This window comes from Streptomyces composti (assembly GCF_012034205.1).
GTDB classification, from domain to species: Bacteria; Actinomycetota; Actinomycetes; order Streptomycetales; family Streptomycetaceae; genus Streptomyces; species Streptomyces composti.
Genome location: NZ_JAATEM010000024.1, coordinates 86,061 through 97,749, shown reverse-complemented (window position 1 = coordinate 97,749; position 11,689 = coordinate 86,061). Strand labels below are relative to the sequence as shown.

At 73.2% G+C, this 11,689-nt stretch carries 12 protein-coding genes and 1 tRNA gene; 7 read left to right on the top strand and 6 right to left on the bottom strand.

From position 1 onward, the window contains the following. The first annotated feature begins 198 nt into the window (after positions 1-198). Both HCJ93_RS20325 and HCJ93_RS20320 read left to right on the top strand, forming a co-directional pair. Positions 199-648, top strand: coding sequence for a DoxX family protein (locus HCJ93_RS20325; protein WP_167997184.1), 450 nt, complete (start codon positions 199-201; stop codon positions 646-648). A gap of 257 nt (positions 649-905) precedes the next feature. Beyond that, positions 906-1,508: a DedA family protein gene (locus HCJ93_RS20320; RefSeq protein WP_167997182.1), complete on the top strand. Its 603-nt coding sequence runs from the start codon at positions 906-908 to the stop codon at positions 1,506-1,508. 79 nt (positions 1,509-1,587) lie between these two features. Here HCJ93_RS20320 and HCJ93_RS20315 read toward each other — a convergent pair whose 3' ends face one another. Next, the gene (locus HCJ93_RS20315) at positions 1,588-1,821 is read right to left on the bottom strand and encodes a DUF2277 domain-containing protein (protein WP_167997180.1); all 234 of its coding nucleotides are present in this window, start codon (positions 1,819-1,821) and stop codon (positions 1,588-1,590) included. Between the two features lie 108 nt (positions 1,822-1,929). Here HCJ93_RS20315 and HCJ93_RS20310 point away from each other — a divergent pair, with 108 nt between their 5' ends. After that, entirely contained in the window at positions 1,930-2,289 is a 360-nt protein-coding gene (locus tag HCJ93_RS20310) for a DUF8825 domain-containing protein (protein WP_167997178.1), read from the top strand. Between the two features lie 99 nt (positions 2,290-2,388). Here the strand turns inward: HCJ93_RS20310 and HCJ93_RS20305 are convergent. Continuing rightward, positions 2,389-2,460 (bottom strand) — tRNA-Val (locus tag HCJ93_RS20305). Positions 2,461-2,765: 305 nt separating this feature from the next. On the opposite strand from HCJ93_RS20305, the gene HCJ93_RS20300 reads away from it, so the two are divergent. From HCJ93_RS20300 to HCJ93_RS20290, 3 genes are all read left to right on the top strand, one after another. Next, positions 2,766-3,494, top strand: a complete 729-nt coding sequence (locus tag HCJ93_RS20300; protein WP_240967725.1) for a DUF4097 family beta strand repeat-containing protein — start codon at positions 2,766-2,768, stop codon at positions 3,492-3,494. A gap of 75 nt (positions 3,495-3,569) precedes the next feature. Then, positions 3,570-4,967 carry a hypothetical protein gene (locus HCJ93_RS20295; RefSeq protein WP_167997175.1) on the top strand — a complete coding sequence of 466 codons (1,398 nt, stop codon included), beginning with the start codon at positions 3,570-3,572 and terminating at the stop codon, positions 4,965-4,967. A gap of 18 nt (positions 4,968-4,985) precedes the next feature. Further along, a complete protein-coding gene (locus HCJ93_RS20290; protein WP_167997173.1) occupies positions 4,986-5,207 on the top strand; it encodes an FmdB family zinc ribbon protein in 222 nt (73 codons plus the stop codon). Positions 5,208-5,247: 40 nt separating this feature from the next. Here the strand turns inward: HCJ93_RS20290 and HCJ93_RS20285 are convergent, their stop codons facing one another. The 3 genes from HCJ93_RS20285 to HCJ93_RS20275 form a co-directional block, all read right to left on the bottom strand. Continuing rightward, entirely contained in the window at positions 5,248-6,060 is an 813-nt protein-coding gene (locus HCJ93_RS20285; RefSeq protein ID WP_167997171.1) for an HAD family hydrolase, read from the bottom strand. Beyond that, positions 6,060-8,579, bottom strand: a complete 2,520-nt coding sequence (locus tag HCJ93_RS20280) for a phosphoribosyltransferase (RefSeq protein WP_167997170.1) — start codon at positions 8,577-8,579, stop codon at positions 6,060-6,062. Before HCJ93_RS20280 ends, HCJ93_RS20285 begins: the two co-directional genes overlap by 1 nt. Before the next feature lie 74 nt (positions 8,580-8,653). Continuing rightward, positions 8,654-9,820: an HpcH/HpaI aldolase/citrate lyase family protein gene (locus HCJ93_RS20275; RefSeq protein ID WP_167997169.1), complete on the bottom strand. Its 1,167-nt coding sequence runs from the start codon at positions 9,818-9,820 to the stop codon at positions 8,654-8,656. A 155-nt stretch (positions 9,821-9,975) separates the two neighbouring features. Here HCJ93_RS20275 and HCJ93_RS20270 point away from each other — a divergent pair, with 155 nt between their 5' ends. Next, positions 9,976-10,836, top strand: coding sequence for a TerD family protein (locus tag HCJ93_RS20270; protein WP_167997168.1), 861 nt, complete (start codon positions 9,976-9,978; stop codon positions 10,834-10,836). Between the two features lie 58 nt (positions 10,837-10,894). Here HCJ93_RS20270 and HCJ93_RS20265 read toward each other — a convergent pair whose 3' ends face one another. Then, the gene (locus tag HCJ93_RS20265; RefSeq protein WP_167997167.1) at positions 10,895-11,632 is read right to left on the bottom strand and encodes a TerD family protein; all 738 of its coding nucleotides are present in this window, start codon (positions 11,630-11,632) and stop codon (positions 10,895-10,897) included. Positions 11,633-11,689 lie beyond the last annotated feature (57 nt).

Sequence of the window (11,689 nt, the reverse complement as noted above, 5' to 3'; positions counted from 1 at the left end):
CGGGGGCGGCACGTATTGATTCACGTACTGATCACCGGCGACGCCGAGGGCAGCGGCGAGGGCCGTTCTGCCGCATCGGCGTGACCTCATGGCCGAAACTTGAACTTGCAAGCATTGGTTAGGCCAACCTAACGTTGGCGATCCGGTGTTCCCCCGGACCGGCCGACAGGGCCGGCCTGACCGAAGGAGACCCCGCACATGACCGAACGCCTCAACAGCTGGCAGCCGTACGCCCTCGGGCTGTTCCGGATAGCCGTCGGCCTGCTGTTCGCCTGCCACGGTGCCCGCGCCCTGCTCGGCGCGTTCGGCGGTGCGGACGGCAACGGCGGCACCGTGGAGGCGGGCGCCTGGCCCGACTGGTACGCGGCCGCCATCGAGCTGGCCGGAGGCAGCCTGGTGCTGCTCGGCCTCGGCACCCGCGCCGCGGCGTTCATCGCCTCCGGTGCGATGGCCTACGCGTACTTCACGGTGCACCAGCCCGAGGCGCTGTGGCCGATCCAGAACGACGGCGAGGGCGCGGCGCTGTACTGCTGGGCCATGTTCCTGCTGATCTTCACCGGCTCCGGCGCCTTCGGCCTGGACCGCCTGTTCGCCGGGCGCACCTCCGCGCAGGAGGACCGGCCCGAACGGTCACCGGTGGCGGCCTGAGCCGCCGGGCCGTCCGCCTCGCGGTCTCTCACCGCCCGGCGACTTACCTCCCAGTCACTCCCCTCCCGGCTTCCCCGCCCGGTGCGCGCGCCTTCCCCGACGGCCTTCCTCGTCCGACGCGCGAACCCCCCGTGACCCTTCTGTCACCCTTGACGCGTACGCTGTATGGCTGTCATCGGCCACTCCTGCCTCATCTGCCGCTCCCCCGCGACGGCCCGGCACGGTCTGGCCCACGGGGGAGCCATGGGGAGTATCGGGTGGAGAGTCTCGCGTCGCTGGTCGGGAGCCCATGGATCTATGTGGTGGTGGCGCTCTCCGTCCTGCTCGACGTCTTTCTGCCGGTACTGCCGAGCGGCGTCCTGGTGATCACCGCGGCCACGGCGGCCGCCGCGAGCACCGCGACCGACGTGCCCGACATCGTCGTGCTCACGTTGTGCGCCGCCACCGCGTCCGTGCTGGGCGACCTCGTCGCCTACCGGCTCGCCTGGCGCGGCGGTCCCCGGCTGGACCGGGCGATAGCCCGCTCCCGGCGGCTGACCCGTGCGCAGGAACGTCTCGGCGCGGCACTGGCCCGCGGCGGCGGCGCGCTGGTCGTGCTCGCCCGGTTCGCGCCCGCGGGGCGCTCGGTGGTCTCCCTCGGCGCGGGCGCCGCGCACCGCCGCCCGCGCGACTTCCTCCCCTGGTCCGCCCTGGCGGGCCTGACCTGGGCCGCGTACAGCGTGGCCCTCGGCTATTTCGGCGCCCACTGGCTGGGCGCCACCTGGGTCGCCACGGCCGTCTCCGTCGGCGCCCTCTTCGGTGCGGGCGCGGGAGCGGCCTTCCTGATGCGCCGCCACCCCCGCCCCTCCGAGGCGTCCTGACCCCGAAGGCCCCTGCCCCTCCGAGGCGTCCTGATCCCTGAAGGCAGGGCAGGCGCCCCTGGACCGGGCCGGAAGGTGTCTAACCCGCCGCCCTGCGGGCCGGCGCGCCCCGCACCTCCAGACCCGCCAGGAGTTCGGCGGTGGCCTCGGTGACGGCGTCCACGGCCCGGTCGAAGACCTCGCGGTTGTGGGCGGCCGGCGCCCGGAAACCGGACACCTTGCGGACGTACTGCAGGGCTGCGGCCCTGATCTCCTCCTCGGTCGCCTCCTCGGGCAACGCGGGCGGACGCAGGGTCTTGATGCTCCGGCACATGCCCCCAGTCTGACCCCTGCCGGCCGCCGCTTCCACGATCGGGTGAACCCCGGGTCCGGACTCCCGTACAACCCGCCCCACAGAATCGAACAGGCGTATCATTGGACCGTGGCTGAGACCTATGACTTTCCGAGTGACCTCCTCGCCGGTCAGGAGGAACTGCATCAGGTCCGGGCCGAGCTGTCGGCCCTGCTGAAGCGTCTCCCCTGGTCGGTCGAACCTCTCGACGGCTTCAGCGACGACAACGGCTGGCGCAAGGTGGAACGCCCGGCCTCGCCCGGCTGGACCGAGGACGAACAGGCCGAGGTGGAGAAGCTGCGCCGCCGCGAGCACGAACTCGCGGTGTTCATCAGCACCCACCGCTACTGGTCCGAGCTCACCGGCGCCGACCGCATGCGCGCCCGCTCCGCCCTGAAGCACGCGCACGAGAAGCCGGCGGAGGACGCGGCGAAGGAGGACGGGAAGTGACCGCGCGGGGAGTTGATCTCCTGAGGATCTCCTGAGGGTCTCCTGAACGATCAGCGAGAGGCCCCTCACCGATCCGGTGAGGGGCCTCTGACCTGCGCGTGGGCGCGGACGGTTTCGAACCGCCGACATCCTGCTTGTAAGGCAGGCGCTCTACCCCTGAGCTACGCACCCGGGCCCGGGTGTTGTGCACCCAGGACGAGCCGACAGCCTACCTTGCCCCGGGCGCGGTCCCGCAAACCCGTACCGGTGGGCGGGCGCCACCGGTTGCGGGGGATATCCCCACCACGGAGACGGGAGTCGGCCGGATCGTCCGCCGGACGCGGGCTCCCTACGGTCGAAGAGCGCTGGAAGGCGCGCCTCGACCATTCCAGGGGGAGATTGTGATGAGCAGCAAGAGCCGTACGTTCCGCAGGTCCCAGGACCGCCGTGCCGGGAAGGGCCGCGGCAGCGTCCCTGCCCGGCTGGCGCTCGCCGGGATGTCGGTGGTGCTCCTCGCCGGGGTCACCGCCTGCGGAAGCTCGGCCGCGTCCGACGACACCCCCGAGCACCGGACGTTCGACGTCCGGGGGGGCACCCTCACCGTCGACTCGGACGACTCCGAGCTCGAACTCGTCGCCACCGACGAGCAGGAGGAGGGGAAGGTCGAGGTCACGCGGTGGTTCGTGGGAAAGGTCGCCATCGGCTCGGACCCCGAGGTGACGTGGAGCATGAAGAACGACCGGCTGACGCTGCGCCTGAAGTGCTCCGGGATCGTCGTCGACTGCTCCGCACGGCACCGCGTCGAGGTGCCGCGGGGGCTCGCGGTGAAGGTGGAGGACGGCGACGGGAGTGTGCGGGCGCAGGGCTTCGAGGACCCGCTCAGCATCCGCGCCGGCGACGGCTCCGTGAAGGTCACGGACACCTCGGGGCCCCTGGAGCTGCGCACCGGCGACGGCTCGGTGCGCGCCGACGTCTCCTCCCGCTCGGTGCGCGTGCACAGCGGCGACGGCTCGGTGCGCCTCACGCTCGGCTCCGTGCCCGACCGGGTGGACGCCCGCACCCAGGACGGCTTTCTGACCGTCGAACTGCCCCGCGCCTCCTACCGGGTGGACACCGAGACCGGCGACGGACCGGAGCGCGTGTCCGTGCCGCGCGACGACTCGAGCCCGCACCGGGTGACCGCCCGCACCCGCGACGGAGGACTCGTGATCCGTACGGCGAACTGACCGGCCCGTGTGTTCGTCCTGTACCGGTGGGAGAATGACAACCGGGCAGGGCGAACGACAGTACGGGAGAGGGATGTGACGGCGACACCAGCACAGCCGTACTCGCCGTCGAAGCCGCGCGCGCGCCGTGCGCGCGGCCGCATTCCGCTCCGGGCGGCGCGCGACGTTCTCACACTGACGATGCTGCCGCTCATCGCCGCGCTGGCCCTGCCGGCCACGTTCGCCGGCGGCGGCACCCGGCGCTGGTTCGGCGGGCGCGCGGAGAACCAGCGCGCCGAGGCGCAGGCCGCCAAGGACGCGGCGGCGGCCGCCTTCTACGAGCTGGACAGCGCCCAGCGCGATCTGCGCATCTCCATCGAGACGATCAACGCGGTCGACGACTCGCCCGCCGCCCGGCGCGCCATCGCCGACTTCGAGGCGCTGGGCCGGCGCATCGACGAGGCGAGCCACCGCTACATCGGCGCCGTCGACGCCCACGACCTCGACCGCGACGACCTCGACGCCTCCTCCGCCTCCCGCGCCCGCAGCGAGCTGACCGCCGCCAAGGACGAGCTCACCCGGGTCAAGCAGGAGCTGGACCGCTTCGCCCGGAGCCTCGGGCCGCTGCTCGACAAGGCGGAGACCCAGCTGGCCCGGCTGGCGCCCGCCGTGGAACGCGCCCGGCAGGCGCTGCTCGCCGCCTCCACCGCGCTGGACACGGCGCGCGGCGGCGGGCTGAAGGCCGACGACCTGGCCGCCCGGCTGGCCGCCCTCTCCCCCGAGCTGACCAAGCTCAACGAGGGCGCCGGCCGGCACGGCGTGCCGCAGACCCTGGAGCGGGCCGGACGGGTCACCCGCGAGGCCGAGGCGATCCGGGTGGAGGCGGAACGGCTGCCGGAGCGGGCCGCCGAGATCGACCGCCGCCTGGTCTCCCTGCGCACCCGCGCCCAGGCCCTGACCACCCGCTCGGAGCAGGTGGAGCCGATCCTCAGCGAGCTGCGCCGCCGCTTCACCGTCGCCTGCTGGCAGGACCTGCAGCGCGTCCCCGAGGTCGCCGTGGACAACGTCCGCCAGGCCGAGGCCAAGCTGGCCGAGGCGCAGGCCGCGCGCAACGAGCAGCGCTGGGCCGACGCCACCGCCCTGCTCTCGACCGTGCGGGCGCTGCTCAACACCACCGACGAGGCGGTCTCCGCCGCCGGTGAGCGGCTGAACCGGCTGAACGCCGTGCAGAAGGACCCCGAGCAGGAGATCGAACGCACCCGGTTCGCCCTGCGCGACGCCCAGCGTCTGGCCATGGCCGGCCGCAACACGCCCGATCCGCGCCACGCCGGGCCCCTGGACGCCGCCGTGGCCCGCCTGGAGCAGGCGATCGCCGGTCTCGAGGGACGCCACCCCGACTACTGGCGCTTCCTGACGGAGACGGAGGCGGTGCGGGCCACCGCGGCCGAGGTGGTCGCCCGGATCCGCGAGGAACGCGGCGCCGGCGCCCCCTGAGCCGGTTAACCTTTGCCCATGCCTCGCTACGAATACCGTTGCCGGACCTGCGGCGACACCTTCGAACTGAGCCGGCCCATGGCCGAGTCCTCCGCGCCCGCCACCTGCCCGGCGGGCCACGACGACACGGTGAAGCTCCTCTCCACGGTGGCGGTCGGCGGCACCGCGCAGTCCGCCTCCCCCGCCCCGCAGCCGAGCGCCGGCGGCGGCTGCTGCGGCGGCGGCTGCTGCGGCGGCTGACGGCAGGCACCCACCGCGGAGCAGCCCGGCGCGGAGCACCTCAGCGCGGGGTGCGCACCGTGCGCAGCAGTTCCCGCAGAATGCGTTCGCCGGCCAGTACGCCCCGTTCCGGGAGGGCATGGACGCCGGGAGCGGTCCAGGCGGCGTCGGCGAGTTCGCCGTGGCCGGGACGCCAGGAGCGGTCGGCCGCCAGCAGAAGGTCCGCGTCGAGCAGGGAGTCGCCCGCGGCCAGCGTGAGGTCCGCCCCGGTGCGCCGGGCGATCTCGTGCACGGCCGCGCTCTTGGTCAGCGGCGCGGGCACGGCGTAGATCTTGCGGCCCTGGAGGGACACCGTCCAGCCGCGGTTCTCCGCCCAGGCGGCCAGCTCCTTCACCCACTCCTCGGGCAGCAGTTCCCGCTCGACGACGAGGTAGGCGAACAGGTCGTCGGCCACGCGCTGCTTGCGCACCCACACCGGGTCGGCGGTGCGCAGCAGATGCTCCCGCACCTCGGACAGCGGCGCGCACTCGTCGGCCAGGCGGGCGAGCACCCGGGCGTGCCAGTCGCGGTCGGTCTCCCCGTCGACCAGGAGGTGCCCGCCGTTGGCGCAGATCGCGAACCTCGGCGGCGGGCCGGGGAGGTTGATGCGCTGGTACTGCTTGCGGGTGCGGGTGGTGGTGGGGACGAAGACGGCCGCGTCGCCGAGGTCGGTGAGGAGCTCCGCCGCGGTCTCCGTCATGTAGGACAGCGGCCTGCTCTCGTGGACCTCCACGCACAGCAGGCGCGGCGCCCGCGCGTCCGGCATGGTCAGGGCGAGCGCGGCGGCCGAGTAGATCAGCGTGCGGTCGAGGTCGCTGGCGACGAGTGCGGGCATCACACACTCACCGCCTTGCCGTCGGCGCCGGTCGCGCCGCGGGTGTAGCGGGGGTGGATCAGGCCGACGCAGGTGTAGGGCAGCTCGTCGACCTCCTCCACCGGGACTCCCCGCTGCTCGGCCAGCAGCCGGACGTGGTCGAGGTCGCGGCCGGCTCCCTTGCGGGCCAGCACCTTCCACGGCACCCGGCGCAGCAGCACCCGGGTGGTCTCACCGACGCCCGGCTTGACCAGGTTGACGTCGTGGATGCCGTACTCCTCGCTGATGCGTTCCACCGCGGCCCAGCCCTCCCAGGTGGGGGTGCGGTCGGCGGCGAGCAGCTCCTCGGCCTGGGCGCAGGCGGCGTCGGTGACCTCGTCGAAGCGGGCGGAGACGGCGTCCAGGAAGGCCACCGAGACGTCGGACGCGGCGAGTTCGCGGTAGAACTTGGCGCCGTGGAAGTCGTCCGGGCCGACCAGGTCGGCGCGCAGCACGGTGCGGGAGACCAGGCCGGAGACGGTGGAGTTGAGGCAGGCCGACGGGATGAGGAAGTCCTCGCGGGTGCCGTAGGTGCGTACGCAGGAGCCGGGGTCGGCCAGCACCGCGATCTCCGGGTGGAAACCGGTGATGCCGTACTTCTCCTCGAACTCCGCTATGGCCTGGGCGAGTTCGCGGGTGATGGCGCCCTTGCCGGTCCAGCCGTCGACGAAGACGACGTCGCGCGGGTCGTGGTGCTCGGCCAGCCAGCGCAGCGCGTTGGCGTCGATGCCCCGGCCCCGGACGATGGAGACCGCGTAGTGCGGCAGGTCGAGACCGTGGCGGTGCCGGGCCCAGCGGCGCATCAGGATGCCGATGGGGGTGCCGGCGCGGGCCAGGGAGACCAGGACCGGGCGGGGCACGGGGGTCCCCCCGCCCTGGTGGCCCCGGGAGCGGGGGAGCTCGGCGAGGACGGTCTCGGTGACCACGCCCACCGCGTGCGCGATCCGGGCCGCCGAGGCCTCGAGGGCCGCGTGGTACAGCTCCTGGTACTGCGGGGTCGGCTGGTACTCCACCGGCAGCGACTCGGCGTAGTGCGCGCCGCCGCTCTGGATGGCCTCCTCGCGCTCCTCGGTCGGCGCCTCCAGCATCACGTGCGAGAGGTCCTGCAGCAGCCATCCGACCTCCTCGGGCGCGTACGAGGAGAAGTCGGGGCCGCGTAGGGGCTCGGGCAGCATGGAGGCGGGCCTTTCCAGGGGGTCGTGCGCGGGGGACCGGCCGGTGCGCCCGGCGGGCGGGACGTACGACGGTACGACGGCGAGCAGCACCTGCGGGGTGTGCTCGGCGAGCCGGGCCAGCAGGCCGTCGGGGGCGTGCAGGGCGGGAGTGTCGGCGACGGAGTCGACGACCGCGACGACGGCGTCGAAGCCGGCGCCGGCGACGTTGTAGGCGTAGCGCTCGCCGGGGCCGTCGGCGGGGTCGTCGTGGGCCGGGAAGACCAGGCGGGTGCGGATGGCGTAGCCGGGGTCGTCGACCGCGAGGACCGGCGAGCGGGTGGTGGTGGAGAAGCGGACGTCGGCGTCGGTGGAGCGCTCCAGCTCGCCGGCGAGGCGGAGCGGGGCGTACATCAGCTCCTCGAAGCCGAGCACCAGGACGCGGCGGGCACCGGCGGGCAGGGCGCCGGCGATGCGGGCGGCCATGCCGGGCAGGGCCCGCTCGAGGCGGTCGCGCTGTGCGGGGGTGAAGCCGTGCCGGCCGCCGTCGGGCAGGCCCTCCGGCCAGCCCAGGCCGACGCGGGTAATGCGGCCGGGCGCGGCCGGGGCCGGCGGCTGCGCGGCGGCTTCCGCCTCATGGCGGGCGACCAGCTCCTGGCCCTTGCGCAGCACGCCGTCGGGCAGCCGCACGGTCCCGGAGGCGGCGGCCACCAGGTCGACGCGGGCGCCGATCTCCTCGGCGAAGTCCGCAAGGCGCGCGGCGTCCTCGGCCGACCGCATGTCCACCAGGGCCACCACCACGTACCAGTGCCGCGGATAGCGCTGGTGCAGGGCGCGCACGGTGTTCAGCACCGTGTTGCCGGTGGAGAACTCGTCGTCGACCAGGACCAGCGGCCCGTCCCCGGCCAGCAGCGCGGGGTCCTCCGGGAGCAGCAGATGGGAGGTGGCGTGGGAGTGGGACTCCTCGAAGCCGCCCGCGGAGGCGACGCCCGGGACGGGGCGGCGGGTGGAGTGCAGGTAGGGGGCGACGGCCAGGCCGTCGGCGACCGAGTGCCCGAGGCTGGTCGCGGTCTCCGCATAGCCGAGGACCACGGCCCGGTGCGCCTGCTCGCCGAGCAGCTCGCGCACCCGGCGGCCCAGGCGGACGCCGTGTCCGTGCACCACGGACGGGGTCTGGGGGACGTGCTTGCCGAGCACGTTGGAGACGAGCAGATGGGCCCGCCTGGGGTTGCGGCGCAGCGCGAGCCCCAGCAGCTCGGTCAGGTGCCCGTCCCCGGCCAGTTCGACTCCGAGCCGCTCGGCGACCCAGCTGCCGGACCAGACCTCGCCGGTCCGTGTTCGACGACGCACCCCGCGGTGCACCCCCTCGTTCACAGTGCCTACTCCGTCATTGTCCCGGCCCGGTGTCCGGGCGTGGCCCGTGGTCACTGGGCGAGACCGGCCGCCAGCAGCTCCACGAAGCCGATGTCCTCGTTGGCCACGCCGAAGACCTCGGCGCGCAGCAGGGTCCGCTCCGCCCAGGCGCGGTGCGGTTTCACCTCGTTCATCTTGTTGGTGTACGCGGACCGCAGCACTCCCCCGCCGCCGCGTTCCGGCCGGAGGATGTCCCGGGCGTCGCTGAACTCCTCGTGGCTGACCACGGACAGCGCGTGCACGGGCAGCACATGGGAGGGGTGGATGCAGGTCTTGCCGAGCAGGCCGTTGGCCTGGTCCAGGGAGATCTCCCGCAGCAGGCCGTCCATGGCGTGCTCGATGAGCTTCTGGCGCAGTTCGACGGCCTGCACCTCGAGGAACGGGCTCTGCCGCAGCTGAGGCTTGAACATGCGCTCCTGGACGCGGAAGTACTCCCACACCGGGCCGGTCACGGTGAAGCCGGTGCCGTCGGCGCGGGCCAGCATGTTCACCACGTCGGCGATCACCGAGGCGACTATCTGCACGTCGTAGGCGGTCATGTCGGGGCCGCGGCGCAGCCCGTAGGAGGAGCAGAAGTCGGTCACGCCGAGGCGCAGGGCGAGCACGCGGTCGCGGTACTTGCCGACGGCGCGGGCGATGCCCTCCAGGGTCTCCACGCGGGACTCGCGGTAGAGCAGCTCCGGGGACTCCAGGACCGGCATGGCGAACAGCCGCCGGCCGGTCTCCGCCTCGGCGAGGGTGAGCGCCTCCAGGAACGGCATGCCGTGTTCCTCGGTGAACTTCGGCAGCACGAATCCGGACAGCAGCCGGACGGCCGGGCCCAGGCGGCGCACCAGGTCGGGGATCTGCTCGGGGATGCGGACGCGGATGAACAGCAGCGGCAGCTCCGCTCCGGGCCGCCCGGCGAGGTCGGTGAACTGGTGGACCAGATTCTCCTCGCCGGCGAGGACCTCGGCGTCGTCGATGGAGTCCTCCAGGCACAGCACCATCGAGACCACGCCGCGTCCGGCCTGCTTGACGATGTCGTCGGCCAGCCGGGGACGCGTCGCGGGGCTGTAGAGGGTCGCGCCGAGTGCCGCGGAGAGGAGCCGGGCCGGGGAGTCCGGCGTGAATTCTGCGGGTTCCTGATAGAAGAGACGTTTCCGCACCTCTGGGGCGACGTGCCCGAAATGACGCATGGAACTCCCCGTGTGAAGTGTCGGAAGGTGGCCGGTAATAGTACGTAGCAATCGATGTCCCGGGTTCCCGCGGGGCATGAACTTCACGTAATCCCACGGTGCCGGGCGCGCACCCCGCATTGTCGTGATCAGGACGGAGAAGGCAGGATGACCGCATGACGCACGCGATGCTGAAGGGGTCCAACATCCCGCTCGAGGCCACCACGGTACGCGCAGTGCTGCGCTGGTCACCCGGGCAGGGGGTGCCGGACGTCGACGCCTCCGCGCTGCTGCTCGGCCCCGACGGCCGTGTGCGCTCCGACGACGACTTCGTCTTCTACAACCAGCCCCGGCACCCCTCCGGGAAGGTGTGGCGGCTCGGCAAGAAGCGGGTGGCCGAGGGCCTGACCGACACGATTCAGACAGACCTCGCCGGGGTCGAGGCCGGCGTCAGCCGCATACTTCTGGTCGCCTCGGCGGACGGTGTCACCTTCGACCAGGTGCGGGCGCTGCGGATCCTGCTGCACGACGCGCAGGACCCGGAGGGCGAGCCCATCGCCTACTTCGACGTCAAGCCGGAGACGGGGCAGGAGACCGCGCTGATCTGCGGTGAGCTGTACCGCCGCGGGGAGGGCTGGAAGTTCCGCGCGCTCGGCGAGGGCTACTCGAACGGACTGAAGGGCCTGGCCACCGACTTCGGCATCTCGGTCGACGAGTCCGAGCCGGAGCAGGAGCCCGCCACACCCTCGCCGGCCCCGGAGGCCGCGTCACCAACGCCCCCGGCCCAGCCCCCGTCACCACCGCCCGCGCCGCCCGCCCAGCCCCCGGTCGCCGCCCCGCTGCCCCCGGAGGTCCCGCCGCAGCCCGCACAGCCCGCCTACGGCTACCCCCAGCAGCCCCCGGCCACCCAGCCGGCCTACGGCTACCCGCAGCCCACCAGCCCGCCCGCCCACGGCTACCCGCCCGCGGCGGCGGCCGCCGCCCCGGACCCCGACTTCCGCCTGCCGCCCCAGGGGCCGCAGTTCATCGGGCGCTAGGGCCCGCCGGACGGGGCGCCCGGGCCGCCAGGCGCCCTTCGTCCGCCGCCCGCACCCGCTAACGGGTCGCCTTGGACTTGTAGCCGCGGCCCCACTGCAGGCCCCAGCCGTAGAGGCGGTCCAGCTCCGCCTGGAAGCCGTAGACGAACTTGACCTCGCGGCGCACGATGATCTCGTTCTTGACGTTCTCGATCAGGACCACGGCGCAGGAGCGTGCCTGGGGGGCGCGCTCGTCGAGACCGATCTGGATGCGGGGGCCGTTGCTGGGGTAGAGCGTGACCACCGCATGGGTGCGGTCGAAGGCCGGGGTCTGGTCGTAGATGTAGGCGAAGACCAGCAGGCGCTTGATCTCCTCGCGGTGATCGAGGTTGACGTACATCGTCTCCCCGGACGCCGAGCCGAAGCGGTCGTCGCCGCTGAGCTTGACGTAGGGCGGCGCGTTGACGTCGCCGAGGTAGTTGCCGAGCGGCTGCACCACGCCCTTGGTGCCGTCCTGCAGTTCGTACAGGCAGCCCAGGTCCAGGTCGACATTGACCATGCTCTGGCTGTGCCCGACGACCTCCGGCGGCTTGAGCGCCCGGAAGGGGTGGCGCAGCAGACTCTCGCGCTGGGAGCCGCCGATGTCGGAGGTGCGCATCCGCCAGCTGAGGTTGATGCGCAGATGCCCGGTGGCCGCGCCCTGCTTGGTCAGGGAGATATGCCCGTGCCGTTTGGTCAGCTCGATGGCGTTGGTGGCCGCGTTGCCCGAGTCGAAGTCCGTTCCGCGACCGCGCCGCAGTCCGTCCAGCAAGCCCATTCCCGCCCCAGATCCGCTTGTCGAACCCCGCTGTACGACCGGCGGGGCGGCCGTGAG

Bases quoted from the DNA above. Each gene is read 5' to 3' on its own strand.
- HCJ93_RS20290 (WP_167997173.1), top strand. From the start codon at position 4,986: ATGCCTCGCTACGAATACCGTTGCCGGACCTGCGGCGACACCTTCGAA.
- HCJ93_RS20270 (WP_167997168.1), top strand. From the start codon at position 9,976: ATGACGCACGCGATGCTGAAGGGGTCCAACATCCCGCTCGAGGCCACC.
- HCJ93_RS20325 (WP_167997184.1), top strand. From the start codon at position 199: ATGACCGAACGCCTCAACAGCTGGCAGCCGTACGCCCTCGGGCTGTTC.
- HCJ93_RS20315 (WP_167997180.1), bottom strand. From the start codon at position 1,821: ATGTGCCGGAGCATCAAGACCCTGCGTCCGCCCGCGTTGCCCGAGGAG.
- HCJ93_RS20275 (WP_167997169.1), bottom strand. From the start codon at position 9,820: ATGCGTCATTTCGGGCACGTCGCCCCAGAGGTGCGGAAACGTCTCTTC.
- HCJ93_RS20300 (WP_240967725.1), top strand. From the start codon at position 2,766: ATGTCGGTGGTGCTCCTCGCCGGGGTCACCGCCTGCGGAAGCTCGGCC.
- HCJ93_RS20285 (WP_167997171.1), bottom strand. From the start codon at position 6,060: ATGCCCGCACTCGTCGCCAGCGACCTCGACCGCACGCTGATCTACTCG.
- HCJ93_RS20265 (WP_167997167.1), bottom strand. From the start codon at position 11,632: ATGGGCTTGCTGGACGGACTGCGGCGCGGTCGCGGAACGGACTTCGAC.